This window comes from Halorubrum sp. SD41, assembly GCF_058630335.1.
Genome location: NZ_JBZVGZ010000011.1, coordinates 60,987 through 75,041, shown reverse-complemented (window position 1 = coordinate 75,041; position 14,055 = coordinate 60,987). Strand labels below are relative to the sequence as shown.

Genomic DNA, 14,055 nt, shown 5'->3' with positions numbered 1-14,055 from the left:
TCCGCCTCTCGTCGCGCCGCGGTTTGAGGGTTTCCGTTCGCTAAACGAATGAACAATAATTACACCAAAGCTTCATACCGGCCGGCGGCGTGTGTTCGCGTAATGCAGCTCCGCGACGCGCTCGACGACTACAAGCGTCACGCCGGCGACGGGACGCGCTTCCCCGGCGAGCGGCGCACCGTCTCCGGCCGGTTTTCGGGCGGCGACGGCCGGCTCGTCCACGTCGGCGACGACGGCGAACTCCGCGACTTCGGCTACCCGCTCACCGGCCGGACGGGGCTCGTCCGGTCCCGGATCGGCCTCGCCGTCGGCGACGAGGTGGCGTGGCTCGACGAGGCCGAGACGACCCAGCGGTACGTCGGCGACACCGCGCTGGTCGAGACGGTCCACGAGACGGCGCGCGCGACCGTGACCCGCCACGACGTCACGCTCGGCGACGCGCACCTCACCCGGGCGTCCGTCGAGTTCGACGACGCGGGCGACGAGGTCGCCGACGGAGCCGCCGCCGACCCCGCGGACGCCTCGCTCGTCGTCTACGCCCGCTTCGCGCCCGACGGCCGCGACGACCGCGTGGGACAGCTCCGGTTCGACGACGCCGTCGAGGTGTACCACGCCGACGAGCACGACTTCCTCGCGAGCGCGACCGGCTTCGCGGACCTCCGCGGCCAGCTCCCGGCGACGTTTCCCGAACTGCTCGCCGACGACCCGACCGACCTCCCGCGCGACCGCGACGGCGACCGCTACGAGGAGGAGCGGCTCTCCGGCGAGGTGATCGCCGACGTCCCGTTCTCGGACGGGGTCGCGACGGTCGCCACGCTGCTGACGGACCGGACCGAGACCGACCGCGAGGCGGCCCGCGAGCGCCTCGACGCGCTCTTCGCCGACCTCGACACCGTCGACGCGCTCGCGGACGCGGCCGCCGACGCGCTCCCCTCGGTGCCCGAGTCGACGCCCGCCCGCGACTCCGTGGTCGCCGACCTGCGCGTCCTCTCGCTGCTCTCCGCCCCCAGCGGGCTCCGGATCGCGGGCCCGGACTTCGACCCCTACTACGAGCACTCCGGCGGCTACGGCTACACGTGGTTCCGCGACGACGCGGAGATATCCGGGTTCCTCCTCGGCGCCGCCGACGCGCTCGGCCTCGACCTCGGCGACTGGCACGCCCGCTCCGCGCGGATGTACGTCGCCACGCAGCGCCCCGACGGCTCGTGGCCCCACCGGGTGTGGCCCCGCGACGGCGCGCTCGCGCCCGGGTGGGCGAACGCCCGCATCGAGGACGGGCCGGACGTCGACTACCAGGCCGATCAGACCGGTAGCGTCGTCGCGTACCTGGCGCGGGCCCGGGCGGCCGGCGTCGACACTGAGGGGCTCGACCGCACGCTGGTCGCCGCGCTCGCGGGGCTCGACCGGACGCTCGAACCGGACGGCCGCCCGGTCGTCTGTCAGAACGCGTGGGAGGACTCGGCGGGGCGGTTCACGCACACCGCCGCGACGTTCTTGGAGGCGTACAGCGAGCTCGGCCGACACGGCGAGGGTCTCTCCGCCGACGCGCTCGACGACCCCGACGCCGTGCCGGGCGCCGACTCGCTGCCCGAGGACCTCGCCGCGCACGCCCGCGACCGGGCCCGCGAGGTGTACGACGCGCTCGACGACCTCTGGGTGCCCGAACGCGGCTGCTACGCGGTCTGCGAGACGCTCGACGGCGGGATCGACGACCGGCTCGACTCCGCCACGCTGGCGCTCGCGGCCGCGCACCGCTCGTTCGACGCGGTCGGCGCGGTCGACGACGAGCGCCTCGACCGGCTGGTCTCGCACGTGGAGACGGTCGTCGACGGGCTCCACCACGAGACCGACGAGGTCACCGGGTTGATCCGCTACGAGGGCGACGGCTGGCGACGGGCGGACCAGCTCTCCGAGAAGGTGTGGACCGTCTCGACCGCGTGGGGGGCGAACGCCTGCGCGGAGCTCGCGGCACTGCTCGCGGCGCACGACGACCCGCGCGCCGCCGAGATGACGGCCCGGGCCCGCGACCTGCTCGCGCACGTCTCGCCGGGCGGTACGCTCTGCGAGCCGACGACGTACCTCCCCGAGCAGTTCTTCGACGACGGGACGCCCGACAGCGCGACCCCGCTCGGCTGGCCGCACGCGATCCGGCTGGCGACGGTCGCGCTGCTCGACGACGAACTGCCGCAGTTCGCCGACCGCGCCGCCGCGGACGACGACTGATCGGACTGCGACGCTATTTATAAACGACCACGCTGCGGTCGGCGCGTGCCGACGAGCGCCCGCAGGGCGCGAGTCGCACGCGCGAGGGACGCGGTGAGCGACGGGCGACCGGAGGGAGCCCGAGCGAACCGCGAGGCTGGGGAGGCGTGAGGTGCGTTGCTGAGCGGGGCGGGACTCAAAGGGGCAGTCGCGAGGCGGGCTCAGGCGACGCAAGCACCGAAACGAGTGATCGGAGCGAACGAGTGAGGAGCGTGGTTCGCCTGTGCCCGCCTCGCGGCTGGGGCTTTGGAGGTGTTCACCGTCGATCCGCAGTCAGCGATTTATAAGCAATCGGCTGGGGCTTTGGCGGTGTTCGCCGTCGATCCGCCAGCGACTATTTATAAGCGAGCGGCCGGGGCTTTGGAGGCGTTCACCGTTGCGTCGCTGGTAGCGCTTTATAAATGAGCGTCAAAAACGCAGTAAAACCGCTCCTATCGCCACTCGTCGCGGGGGACGCAGTCGGACTCGCGGACCGTGATCCACCGGGTGGTCCGCTCGTCCGGGTCGACGTCCCGCTCGAAGAACGTCACCTCGCCGCCGTCACCGTCGTCGGTCCGTTTACAGACGAGCTCCGGCGAGCCGTCGCGAACACGCGTGGGTGACGTGGACGTGGACATACGTCACAGTTCGCGCTCCGTCGGATAATAACTGTTGGTTTCGAACGCGGAAAAATACACACTACTGAAGTAGTTAACGTCTGTTCGGAACGCCGCGTTCAGGGCGACATCGGAACGCCGCGCTCAGCGTCACACCGAGACGCCGCGCTCAGCGGCGCACCGGCACGCCGCGCTCGTCGAGGTACGCCTTCGTCTCTTCGATGGAGTAGTCGCCGAAGTGGAAGATGGAGGCCGCGAGCCCGGCGTCGGCGTTCGCCTCGGTGAACACCTCGTACATGTCTTCCGGACCGCCGCAACCGGAAGAGGCGATGAGGGGAGTCGAGACGGCCTCGCCGACCGCCTTCATCAGCGGGACGTCGTAGCCGTCCTTCGTCCCGTCCTTGTCGATGGAGTTGACGAACAGCTCGCCGGCGCCGCGCTCCTCGGCCTCCTGCGCCCACGCGACGGCGTCGATGCCGGTGCCCTCGCGGCCGCCCTTCTTCGTGCACTCGAACCACACCGTCTCGCCCTCTTCGTCCTCGTAGAAGTGCTCGCCCGCGTCGTCGTACCGCCGGCGCGCGTCGACCGAGATGACGATGCACTGGCTGCCGAACGCGGCCGCGCCCTCCTCGATGAGCTCCGGGCGCTCCAGGGCACCGGTCGTGATCGACACCTTGTCCGCGCCGGCGCGGAGCGTCTCCTTGATGTCGGCCTTCGTGCGGATGCCGCCGCCGACCGTCAGCGGGATGAAACACTCGTCTGCGACCCGGTTGACCACGTCGAGCATCGTCTCGCGCCCGTCGGCGCTGGCGGTGATGTCGAGGAAGACAAACTCGTCGGCGCCCGCCGCGTTGTACTTCTTCGCCAGCTCGACGGGATCGCCGGTGTACTCCAGGTTCTCGAAGTTGACGCCGGTGTACACCGCGGCGTCGCCGCCGTCGTCGAGGTCGACGTCGATACAGGGGATGATGCGCTTCGTGAGTCCCATTCGTTGGCGGAGCGTAGGCCGCGGCTCCGGTTAAAAGGCCCGGGGCTCACTCGGCGAGGTCCTACTCGGCGTCGTCGACCGCAGCACCCTCGTCTTCGGCCCCGACGCGCTCGCCGCCCGTCTCGGCCCGCCGGTCGTACTTCGCGACGGCGCGGTCCGCGCGCGTCGAGACCCCGTTCGGGTTCCGCGCGGGGCTCCGGTCGCGACGCCGCGCGACGAGCCCGTCGGAGGTGCCGCCGGTGAGCCCGACCAGCACGTCGCGGCCCGTCGCGGCCCAGCGCGAGGGGGTCGACTCGCCGCGGACCACGTCCCTCGCGGCGCCGAGCGCGTCGCCGACCGCGTGCGATCCCGTTCGGAGGAGGACGGTCGGCCGCACGCCGTAGTTCTTCAGCAGGCGGTAGGCGAGCCCGCGGTACTTCCAGCCCCACTCGTGGGCGCTGCGCCCGCCGTCCGCGGCGGTCGGGGCCGGGAGCTCCTTCCGCGCGGCCATCGCCGGCCGCCACGCCACCTCGCGGTCCATCCGCGCGAGCCGGTGGGCCGCGTCGCGCGCGCCGCCGACCCGGAGGTACTCGTCGAAGCCGTCGAGGTCCCGGAGGGCGTCCCGCCGGAACGCGACGTTCCCGCTCTCGAAGTAGGTGACGTCCCGGCCGGCGATCCGGTTGCGCTCCGGCTCGCTCGGGTCGTCGCCCGGCGCGTCGTCCGGGCGGTCAGCTCCCGCGTCCGCCCCGCTCGGCGGGACGGGCGTTACCGGTCCCGAGACCACGGGGGCCGCGTCGAGCCCCTCGGTGACCGCGTTCCGCCACCCCGGCTCGATCCGGTTGTCGTAGTCCACCAGCGCGACCGCGTCGCCCGTCGCCACCTCGATGCCGGCGTTGCGGGCGACGTTGACGGTGCGGTCGGAGATCTCGACCAGCACGTCGACGCCGTCGCGGTCGCGAACCATGCCGGTCGTGCCGTCGGCCGAGGGACCGTTCACGACGATCACCTCGGCGTCCGGCGCGTCGACCGCCAGCGCGTCGAGGCAGGCGGCCAAGCGGTCCCGACCGTTGAGCGTCGGGACGACGACCGAGAGGTCCATACGAGCCGCTATCGGGACGAGGAGGTAAAAAGGACTGCGTGTGCGTTCGGCCGGCTCGGGTCGGCTCCGAGTCGGCTGCGGTCAGCGGTCGCGGCGCGCGAACCGTTCAGGTCGTCAGGTAGTAGACCTGCTTGCGCGCGTCCTTGAAGCTGTACCGCGAGTCGACGAGGCCCTCCTCCTCGAGGCGGTTGAGCGCGTAGCGGACGGTGCGGTCGGGCAGCAGCGACTCCTCGGCGAGGCCGCCCTGCGAGAGGGGGGCGTCCCCCTCCAGTACCTTCGCGACGAGCTTGGCGCTCGGGGGCAGCTCGCGCAGGCGGTCGCGGTACTCGGACTCCGACAGGCGGTCTTGGTCAGCGGTCTCCGCGGGACTGGTACTCATGTCTCACACGAATCTCGTGGGTAGTGGTAAAGGTTGGCTACATATAGGGGAATCTGCCTGTGATAATATAATGTGTTAATATCACTTTTCGTCCGCCAATCATAGACGATCTATGAGGTAGGTTTTCCGACGCGGGGCCCTATCACGTCGCGTGATACCCGAGTCCCACGTCGACATCCTCGAAGCCGAGTCGTACGCGCACTTCGCGACCGTCGGACCTGACGGGCTCCCCCACGTCACCCCGGTGTGGGTCGACCACGAGGACCGCGAGTACGTCCTCGTGAACACCGCCCGCGGACGACGAAAGGAGCGGAACGTCCGACACAACCCGAAGGTCGGCGTCAGCGTGCTCGACCCCGACGACCCGTACCGGTACGTCTCCGTCCGCGGCGAGGCGGAGCTGACCGAGGAGGGCGCGCGCGAGCACATCGACGAGCTCGCCCGCCGGTACTTCGGCGTCGACGAGTACCCGCACCACGACGAGGAGGAGGGCGCGCGCGTGATCGTCAAAATTCCGGCCGAGAACGTCGCCACGAGCGGGTAACCGCGGACCGCCGGGCCGTTCCCGGCCGCCCGAATCGGGACCGCCGCCGGGCCGTTCCCGGCCGCCCGCACCGGAGCCGTCGCCGGACCGCATCCAGTACGGTTTTGTCGGTCCGGCCTCCATCACGGACAACGTGAAGGGACAGGACTGGTACCAGGCCGACGAGGTCGCCGAGGAGTACGACGACGTCCGCTTCTCCGGCGGCGGACAGCTCATCGACCGCCGCGAGAAGGAGGCCGTCCTCGCCGCGCTCGGCCCGATCGACCCGGGCCACCGCGTGCTGGAGGTCGCCTGCGGCACCGGTCGGTTCACGACGATGCTCGCCGACCAGGGCGCGGATGTCGTCGGGCTCGACGTCTCCCGCGAGATGCTCGAACAGGCCCGCGAGAAGGTCGCCGCCGCCGGGCACGCCGACGCGGTCGAGTTCCTCCGCGGGGACGCCTCGCGGCTCCCGTTCCCCGACGACCACTTCGACACGGTCGTCGCGATGCGCTTCTTCCACCTGATGGAGGACCCGGTCCCGTTCGCGAAGGAGCTCCGCCGGGTCAGCCGCGATCAGGTGTTCTTCGACACGTTCAACGGCCGCAGCCTGCGGACGCTGTACACCTGGCTGCTCCCGATGGGCTCGCGGCTCTACTCGGAGCGGCAGGTCGCCGCCATGCTCGGCGAGGCGGGGCTCACGCTCGCGAACGAGGAGCACGACTTCGTGTTGCCGTACGGCTTCTACCGCGAGCTCCCGGGCGCCGTCGCGAAGCCGTTCCGGACGCTCGACGAACTCGTCGGCGACACGATTCCCGGCGACTACGTCGCCTCGGTGTCGTACTGGGACGCCCGGGTGACGGGCGAGGAGTGAGCGGCGCGACGGGTTCGACACGTCCTGTCCCGCCGCTGAAAGAACGATCGTAGCCGCTCAGCCCGCCTCTTCGACGACTTCGCCGACGGCGAAGTTGGACTTCACTTCGGTCACTTCGATCTTCACGCGCTCGCCGACCTCGGTGTCGGGGACGATGATCACGTACCCGCGCTCGACGCGGGCGATCCCGTCGCCCTGCTTGCCGAGGTCCTCGATCTCGACGTAGCGCATCTCACCCGGCTCGACCGGGGGCTGCGGTCCGTCGTCGTTCCGCGAGGGAGAGGCGTCGGCGCCGTCCGCCGACGCCGCGGTCCCGTCGCGGGCGACGAGCGCGACGCGGTACGTCTCGCCCGGTTCCAGCGATCCGGCGTCGATCTCTCGGTCGGGCACGTCGACGACGTACTCGCCGTCGTCGGTCTCGCGAACTTCCGCGCTGAACAGACAGAGGAGCTTCTCGGAGATTTCCATAGTAGACTCCACCGGAGACTGATCGCGAGCCAGTATAGTTGTACCGCCGACACAGTCAGGCGTCGCGCCGATCCGAGTCTCGGCCGGTTCCCGGAGCGCCGTCGCCTTCGGAGCCCCGCCGCCTCCGGATCCCCACTACCCCCGGAACTCCTCGTCACGGGACGAAGGTCTTTGTCACGCCCGGCCGAATCAGGCCCCATGACAGCACCGGAGTTCCGACACGGCGCCGTTTCACCACCGATCGTCACCCCGTTCGACGCCGGCGGCGACGTCGACACCGACGCGCTCGCGGACCACGTCGACGCGCTCGTCGAGGCCGGGCTCGACGGGATCGTCCCCTGCGGGACCACGGGCGAGTTCGCCAGCCTCACCGACGAGGAGCGGTGGACCGTGGTCGAGACGGTCGTCGACGCGGCCGACGGGCGCGTGCCGGTGATCGCCGGCGCGGCGGACACCTCGGTCGCGGGGGTCCGCGAGCGCCTCGACGCCGTCGACGCGGCCGGCGCGGACGCGGCGCTGGTCACCCTCCCGTACTACCACAACTCGACGGCGCCGGCGGGACAGCGTGACTTCCTCGACGCGGTCGCCGACGACGCGCCGCTCCCGATCTACCTCTACGACATCCCTTCGACGGTCGGCGAGCCGATCGACCCCGACGTGCTCGCGGCCGTCGCCGAGCGCGACTCGATCGTCGGGCTGAAGGACACCAGCGGCGACGTCTCGGCGGTCGACGCCGCCGTCGACCGGACCCCGGACGAGTTCACGGTCTTCCAGGGCGTCGACGCGCTGTTGTACCCGAGCGCGAGCCTCGGCGTCGACGGCGGGATCCACGCGCTCTCACAGGTGATCCCGGAGGTCTTCGTCGCGCTCGGCGAGGCGATCCGCGACGGCGACGACGAGCGGGCGCTGACCCTCCACCGTCGCGCGGTCAGGCCGCTGTTCGCCCGCTGCGGCGACCACGGCTTCGCGCCCGCGACGAAGGTCGCGGCCGCCCACCGCGGCTTCGTCTCGGATCCGGCCGTGCGCCCGCCGCTCACGCTCCCGGACGAGGCCGCCCGCGAGGACATTCGCGCCGACGTGGACGCGGCGCTGGACGTCGTCTGAGAGCGACGCGGATCCGAGCGGTCGCTACCCTTCGCGGACGGGGGTCCCGTCGGCCTCCTTCGGGCCCTCGGAGTCGAAGACGACGACGTCGCCGGCGGCCCGCTCTCGCGCGCCGGGGTCGTAGCCGTCGCGGACGCCGATCGCCTCCTCCAGCTCGCGCACCGCGCGCTCCTTCAGCGCGCCGGCCAGCTCCTCGGCGTCCTCGCGGGAAATGTCGCGACCGAGCCCCTCGCACTCGTGGGCGCGGACGACGCCCGCCTCGTCGACCGCCTCGCCCATCGGCTGGCTCGTCCCCTCTAAGGCGACGCTGAACGGGTAGGTCCGGCAGATCAGCGGGCGCGCGTCGTGGACCGTACAGGCACCCTGGCCGTCCGACTCGTCGTAGAAGGTGCAGTCCCCGCAGCCGTCGGTCGCGAGCGCCCACTCGAACGTCTCGCCGGACGGCCCTCCCTCTCCGTCCGCGTCGAGGCCGAACGGCATCGGCCGGGCCACGTCGCGCCAGTCGTACGCCTCGCCGAACTCCTCCTCGGCGGCGTCCGCGACGCGCCGGACCTCGTCCGGGAAGACGGTCGCGGTGTGGGGCTCGCGGTCGGCGTCGTCGCCGTCGTGGCAGCCGGACTCGCTCTCGGCGCCTCCCGCTCCGTCGTCCTCGGCCGCGTCCTCATCTTTCCCCGCTCCCTCCGGCGCGCCGCCCGGTTCGTCGGGCGCGTAGCCGGTACAGCAGCCGCCGCAGCGCGTGCACTCGAAGCCGATGGACTCGATGGCGTCCGCCAGCTCCGCGACGTCGAGGTCGCGGGCCGCGGCGAGTTCGGCTTCGAGCGACTCCATGCGACCCGGTTGCGGCGCGACGCGGTTAACGTCGTCTCTTCGAGTGACGCCCGCTTCGTTCGGCCGGCGACGACCGGGGGGCGAAGGAGCGAAGTGCGCCCGTCCCCTACCGGCTCGGCGTGAAGGAGTTCGAGCGAAAACAGCTCTTGGAACGGGTCGAGCGGGAGTCCTCGACGATCGGCGTCGACATCCCCGAGTCGATCGAGATCCAGGGCGAGGCGATCGACCTGCGGTCGTTCGTCTTCGAGATCAAGCGCCGCGACACCGTTCCGCCCGGCGAGCGCGACCGCGTCGAGCGCGCGAAGCGGAACCTGCGGCGCGAGCGGATCGACCGGCTCGAACGCATCGAGGAGAACGAGGTGAGCTACGAGGAGGGCGAGCGGCTGGCGGCGTCGATCATCGGCATCGACCGCGCGCTGGAGGCGTTAGAGGGGCTCGACGCGCCCGACCCGGAGACGGAGGCGAAACGGCAGGAGGCCGCCGACCGGAAGCGCTGGATGAACTTCTTAAAGAAGGCGCTCGGCCGCGACGACGCGAGCGGGGGCGGCGGTCGCACGCGCTTCTGACCGGATGCGCTCGCGCGGGCACTCGCGCTCGCGGCGCTCAGTTCCCGGTGAAATCGATCCGCGACCCGCTGCCGTCGCCCTTTCCGTCGGAGGGGCCGAGCCGGACGAACTCGTAGGCGTCGTCGTCGAGGTACACCGCGTCGTCCGCGACCGCGACGTCGACCGATTCGAGGACGGCGCCCTCGCAGGGGCCGAAGTTGCAGTAGCCGCCGTCGGCCTCGAACGTCGCGCCGTGCGTCTGACAGAACACCTCGCCCTCCCGCACGAACGCGCCGTCGTCCTTGTCGAGGCGCACGTCCGTCCAGTGTTGGCAGTAGTTCCGGAACGCGCGCACCTCGCCGGCGGCGCGGGTGAGGATCGCCTCGACCTCGGGGCCCCCGTCCTCGCCCTCGCCGAGGTCGCCCTCCCCCTCGTCGACGGCGTCCGGGTCGGTCGGTCGGAGCGTCGCGAGCAGCGTGCTCTCCTCGGGAACCTCCTCGACGCCGGCCATCCGGCGAGCCTCGTCCATACGAGTCGGTGGCGTGGGCTCGATTTGAACGCTGTGGTCGGGCTCGGCACCTCGTCGGAGAGCGTCCGCGCGGCGCCCGCTCGCTTATAAATAGCTGACTGAAGATCAACGGTGAATATCGCCAAAGCCCCAGTCGCTCTCTTATAGGTAGTTGCTGGCGGATCGGCAAAGAACACCGCCAAAGCCCCAGTCGCTCTCTTATAGGTAGTTGCTGGCGGATCGGCAAAGAACACCGCCAAAGCCCCAGCCGCGAGGGCTCGCGCGGCTTGCTGCGCGCCTCGCTCAGTCGCTCGCGTTGCTCGCTCAGTCGCTGCGGTGCTTGCTACGCCGTGCTTCGCCCTCGCGACTGCCCCTTTGAGTCCCGCCCCGCACCGCTCCGCACAGCACCTCACACCTCCCCAGCCTCGTCGCTCCCTCCGCTTCGCTCCGGTCGCGACTCCCTCGCGCGTGCGACTCGCGGCCGTCGCTTCGCTCCGGCCGCTCGCAGGCACGCGCCACCGCACCGCACACCATTTTTAAATACGGTGTCGCGATCGACGACGATCGGGGAGGGCGATCCCGGTCAGCTGCGGTCGTCGACCGTCACAGCCGCTCGCCGTCGTAGTGTCGCTCCTCGATCCGCCGGTCGTAGAGGCGCGAGATGAGCGTCGTGAGCGGGCCGGCGGTCCCCTCCCCGTCGCCGTCGACCGCGATGCCGTCGACGGTCGCCACGGGCCGGACCTCCCACGTCGAGTTCGTGAGGAAGACCTCGTCGGCCTCGCGCACGGCGTCCGGCGCGTAGGTCCCCTCCTCGACCGGGATCCCCTCCGACTCCGCGATCTCGATCACCGTCGCTCTGGTGACTCCGGGGAGTATCGGGCCGTCGAGCGACGGGGTCTTGAGGGCCGTCCCGTCGACGAAGAAGAGGTTCGAGGTGGCGCCCTCCGCGACGTGGCCGTCCGGGTCGAGCATGAGCGCCTCGTCGGCGCCGGTCACCCGGAGCTCCAGCCGGGCGAGGATTCCGTTGAGGTAGTTGTGCGTCTTCGCCGCGGCCGGGATCGCGCGGTCCGCGGGCTTGCGCGTCTTCGTCGTCTGGAGCGCGGCCGGGCCGTCGTGGACCGGGTCGCTCCCGACGCCGCCGCGCGGGAGCGGCTTCGCGATGGCGACCACGGTCGGGTCGACCTCGGGTTTCGGGTCGAGCGTGCCGGGCTGAACGCCCCGGGTGATCGAGAGCTTCACGTACGCGTCCGCGAGGTCGTTCGCGGCGAGCGTCTCGTCGACCCGCCGTTTCAGCTCCGCGTCGGCGATCCCGTGGTCGAGCGCCAGCGTCTCGCAGGTGTCCCGGAGCCGGTCGGCGTGCGCCTCCCAGCTGAAGACGTCGCCGCCGTACGCGCGCATCGTCTCGAAGGCGGCGTCGCCGTAGGCGAACCCGCGGTCCTCCACCGAGACGGTCGCCTCCGGGGCGGGGACGAGTTCGCCGTCGACGTGGTACCGCAGCGGGTCGTCACTCATGCGTTTCGCACACCTCCACGAAGTTCCGGACCAGTCGCTTCCCGCGCGGCGTGAGGATGCTCTCCGGGTGGAACTGGACGCCGACGTGCGGCTTCTCGCGGTGGCGCACACCCATCACGACCCCGCGCTCCTCGTCGGTGCGCGCGGTCTCGACGAGCTCGTCCGGGAGGTCCTCGCGCTCGACGCACAGCGAGTGGTACCGGCCGACGCGCAGGCGGTCGGGGAGCCCCGCGAACACCCCCTCGCCGTCGTGGGTGATCGTCGAGGGCTTCCCGTGGACGACCTCCGGCGCGTGGCCGACGGGACTCCCGCGGCTCGCGCACAGCGCCTGATGGCCGAGGCAGACGCCGAACACGGGGCGGTCGAGCTCGAAGACCGCGGTCGAGATTCCGGCGTCGGCCGGGGTGCCCGGTCCGGGCGAGACGACGACGCCGTCCGGGTCGAGCGCGCGGATCCCCGCGAGGTCGACCGCGTCGTTGCGCCGCACCGTCACCGCCCCGGCGACCTCGCCGACGTACTGGACGAGGTTGTACGCGAACGAGTCGTAGTTGTCGACGACGAGGACCCGCGCGTCCGAGTCGCCCGCGCCCGGGCGCCAGCCGCGTTTCGTCGTCTCGGCCGCCGATTCGGTCATCGCTCCACCGCCTCCTCAGCGGGGTCGTCGCCGGCCGTCTCCGCCGCGGACTCGTCCCCGGCCTCGACCGCCATCCCGCCCGCGGCGAGCGCCTCGTCGACCGCGCTCACGAGCGCGCGCGCCTTCGCGAGCGTCTCCTCGTACTCGGCGTCCGGGTCGGAGTCGTGGACGATCCCGGCCCCGACGCGGAGGTGGTACTCGGCGGCGTGGCGGACGAGCGTCCGAATGACGATGTTCAGCGTCGCGCGCCCGTCGAACCCGGCCGCGAACATCGACCCGGTGTACGGCCCCCGTCGCGTCGGCTCCAGCTCGTCGATGATCTCCATCGTCCGCGGCTTCGGCGCGCCCGTGATGGTTCCGCCGGGGAAGCAGGCGGCGACCGCGTCCGCGAGGCCGACGTCCGGCCGCGCCTCGCCCTCGATCAGGCTCACGAGGTGCATCACCTCGCTGTACCGGTCGACGCGGCGGTACTCCGCGACGTCGACGGTGCCGAACCGCGACACCTTCCCGAGGTCGTTGCGCTCCAAGTCGACTAACATCGCGTGCTCGGCGCGCTCCTTCTCGTCGCCGGTCAGCTCGGCCTCCAGCCCGGCGTCGGCCGCCTCCGTGTCTCCCCGCGGCCGCGTCCCCGCGATGGGCTCCGTGACGAGGCGGGCGCCGCGGTCGGGGTCGGCGGTCGGCTCGCGCTCCAGGAGGAGCTCCGGGCTCGCGCTCACGAGGTCGACGCCGCTCGGCCGGTCGGCTTCGGTTTCGCCGGTCCCGGTCTCTCCGCTCCCGCCGAACTCGATCAGCCCGGAGTACGGCGCGGGGTTCACCGTCCGCAGGGCGTCGTACGCCTCGACCGGGTGGACCGCGGCCGGCGCGGTGAGCCGCTGGGAGACGTTCGCCTGGAACGTGTCGCCGTCGCGGACGTACCCCTTGACCCGCCGGACCGCGTCGGCGTACCCCTCGCGCCCCACGTCGCTCTCGAAGGTCGCGCTCTCGGCGGTCGGGTCGGGCGCGGCCTCGGCGCTCGGGTCGCCGGTCTCGATCCGGTCTATCAGGTCCGCGGCCCGCGTCCGCCCCTCGTCGAACAGCGCGTCGAGCGCGTCGCGGTCCTCGTCGGGGTCGTCGAGTCCCTCGGGTACGCGGGGGCAGGCTGTCACGTGGAGGATGACCTCCTCGCCGCTTTCGGCGCCGTCCGCTCCGGTCGGACACTCCCACGCCGCGATCCGGTCGAACAGCGCGGCCCGGAGCCGCGGGAGCCCCCGGTCGTCGACCGCGCCGGGCCCCTCGGGCGCCGCCGGCGGGAACTCCTCCAGTTCGCGGGCGACGTCGTAGGAGAGCCAGCCGAACGCGCCGCACGGGTACGGCACCTCGCAGTCGCCGCGCGCCAGCCGCTCGCCGTCGAGGACGCCCTCCAGCGCCGCCAGCGAAGGGGAGGGCCGCCGGTAGTCGCCGGTCGCCGGCGGGTCGTCGCGCTCGTCGGGGGAATCGCCCGCACCGCCCGCGACGACCGCCTCGCCGGCGACCGTCAGCTGCTCGACCGGGTCGACGCCGAAGTACCCCCACCCGGACTGGCCGCCGGTCGTCTCGTAGAAGACGCCGCCGGGGCCGTCGCGCGCCCGGCGGTACGCGTCGAAGGGGTCGTCGACGGCGACCCGGAGTTCGACCGGGACCCGCGCGCCGTCCGGCGCTGAGGCCGCGACCGCGCGGAACCGCTCCCGGTCGGTGTGTACCGTTCGCCTCATGGGACTCCGTTCGGCGGCGGCGACGA

General features: G+C 71.9%; 15 protein-coding genes. 5 read left to right on the top strand and 10 right to left on the bottom strand.

Annotated elements, in window-relative coordinates:
- Nucleotides 1-102: 102 nt before the first annotated feature.
- On the top strand, nucleotides 103-2,223 hold the full coding sequence (locus AC4NMM_RS06860; protein ID WP_491923895.1) for a DUF7997 domain-containing protein: 2,121 nt from the start codon (nucleotides 103-105) through the stop codon (nucleotides 2,221-2,223).
- Between the two features lie 470 nt (nucleotides 2,224-2,693).
- Here AC4NMM_RS06860 and AC4NMM_RS06855 read toward each other — a convergent pair whose 3' ends face one another.
- From AC4NMM_RS06855 to AC4NMM_RS06840, 4 genes are all read right to left on the bottom strand, one after another.
- The gene (locus AC4NMM_RS06855; RefSeq protein ID WP_096393738.1) at nucleotides 2,694-2,879 is read right to left on the bottom strand and encodes a DUF7511 domain-containing protein; all 186 of its coding nucleotides are present in this window, start codon (nucleotides 2,877-2,879) and stop codon (nucleotides 2,694-2,696) included.
- A 148-nt stretch (nucleotides 2,880-3,027) separates the two neighbouring features.
- Complete coding sequence (gene hisF, locus AC4NMM_RS06850; protein ID WP_491923894.1) at nucleotides 3,028-3,846, bottom strand: imidazole glycerol phosphate synthase subunit HisF; 819 nt, start codon at nucleotides 3,844-3,846, stop codon at nucleotides 3,028-3,030.
- A gap of 61 nt (nucleotides 3,847-3,907) precedes the next feature.
- Nucleotides 3,908-4,924 carry a glycosyltransferase family 2 protein gene (locus AC4NMM_RS06845; RefSeq protein ID WP_491923893.1) on the bottom strand — a complete coding sequence of 339 codons (1,017 nt, stop codon included), beginning with the start codon at nucleotides 4,922-4,924 and terminating at the stop codon, nucleotides 3,908-3,910.
- Between the two features lie 106 nt (nucleotides 4,925-5,030).
- Nucleotides 5,031-5,303 carry a helix-turn-helix domain-containing protein gene (locus AC4NMM_RS06840; RefSeq protein ID WP_017342472.1) on the bottom strand — a complete coding sequence of 91 codons (273 nt, stop codon included), beginning with the start codon at nucleotides 5,301-5,303 and terminating at the stop codon, nucleotides 5,031-5,033.
- 151 nt (nucleotides 5,304-5,454) lie between these two features.
- On the opposite strand from AC4NMM_RS06840, the gene AC4NMM_RS06835 reads away from it, so the two are divergent.
- Both AC4NMM_RS06835 and AC4NMM_RS06830 read left to right on the top strand, forming a co-directional pair.
- A complete protein-coding gene (locus AC4NMM_RS06835) occupies nucleotides 5,455-5,847 on the top strand; it encodes a PPOX class F420-dependent oxidoreductase (protein ID WP_096393735.1) in 393 nt (130 codons plus the stop codon).
- Nucleotides 5,848-5,980: 133 nt separating this feature from the next.
- Nucleotides 5,981-6,700: a class I SAM-dependent methyltransferase gene (locus tag AC4NMM_RS06830; RefSeq protein WP_096393734.1), complete on the top strand. Its 720-nt coding sequence runs from the start codon at nucleotides 5,981-5,983 to the stop codon at nucleotides 6,698-6,700.
- A 57-nt stretch (nucleotides 6,701-6,757) separates the two neighbouring features.
- On the opposite strand, the gene AC4NMM_RS06825 is transcribed toward AC4NMM_RS06830, so the two are convergent.
- A complete protein-coding gene (locus AC4NMM_RS06825) occupies nucleotides 6,758-7,168 on the bottom strand; it encodes a TRAM domain-containing protein (RefSeq protein WP_096393733.1) in 411 nt (136 codons plus the stop codon).
- Between the two features lie 198 nt (nucleotides 7,169-7,366).
- Here AC4NMM_RS06825 and AC4NMM_RS06820 point away from each other — a divergent pair, with 198 nt between their 5' ends.
- Nucleotides 7,367-8,272 (top strand): dihydrodipicolinate synthase family protein, encoded by a 906-nt coding sequence (locus tag AC4NMM_RS06820; RefSeq protein WP_491923892.1) that lies wholly within the window; start codon nucleotides 7,367-7,369, stop codon nucleotides 8,270-8,272.
- Between the two features lie 24 nt (nucleotides 8,273-8,296).
- On the opposite strand, the gene AC4NMM_RS06815 is transcribed toward AC4NMM_RS06820, so the two are convergent.
- Nucleotides 8,297-9,100 carry a YkgJ family cysteine cluster protein gene (locus tag AC4NMM_RS06815; protein WP_491923891.1) on the bottom strand — a complete coding sequence of 268 codons (804 nt, stop codon included), beginning with the start codon at nucleotides 9,098-9,100 and terminating at the stop codon, nucleotides 8,297-8,299.
- Between the two features lie 119 nt (nucleotides 9,101-9,219).
- Between AC4NMM_RS06815 and AC4NMM_RS06810 the strand changes: the two genes are divergently transcribed.
- Nucleotides 9,220-9,666, top strand: a complete 447-nt coding sequence (locus AC4NMM_RS06810) for a DUF5788 family protein (RefSeq protein ID WP_096393730.1) — start codon at nucleotides 9,220-9,222, stop codon at nucleotides 9,664-9,666.
- Between the two features lie 37 nt (nucleotides 9,667-9,703).
- Here AC4NMM_RS06810 and AC4NMM_RS06805 read toward each other — a convergent pair whose 3' ends face one another.
- From AC4NMM_RS06805 to AC4NMM_RS06790, 4 genes are all read right to left on the bottom strand, one after another.
- Nucleotides 9,704-10,174: a Rieske (2Fe-2S) protein gene (locus AC4NMM_RS06805; RefSeq protein ID WP_491923890.1), complete on the bottom strand. Its 471-nt coding sequence runs from the start codon at nucleotides 10,172-10,174 to the stop codon at nucleotides 9,704-9,706.
- A gap of 582 nt (nucleotides 10,175-10,756) precedes the next feature.
- A complete protein-coding gene (locus AC4NMM_RS06800) occupies nucleotides 10,757-11,665 on the bottom strand; it encodes an aminotransferase class IV (RefSeq protein WP_491923889.1) in 909 nt (302 codons plus the stop codon).
- Nucleotides 11,658-12,299, bottom strand: a complete 642-nt coding sequence (locus AC4NMM_RS06795) for an anthranilate synthase component II (protein ID WP_096393727.1) — start codon at nucleotides 12,297-12,299, stop codon at nucleotides 11,658-11,660. The genes AC4NMM_RS06800 and AC4NMM_RS06795 overlap by 8 nt, the downstream gene beginning before the upstream one ends.
- Nucleotides 12,296-14,029 (bottom strand): anthranilate synthase component I family protein, encoded by a 1,734-nt coding sequence (locus tag AC4NMM_RS06790; protein WP_096393726.1) that lies wholly within the window; start codon nucleotides 14,027-14,029, stop codon nucleotides 12,296-12,298. Before AC4NMM_RS06790 ends, AC4NMM_RS06795 begins: the two co-directional genes overlap by 4 nt.
- Nucleotides 14,030-14,055: the final 26 nt, after the last annotated feature.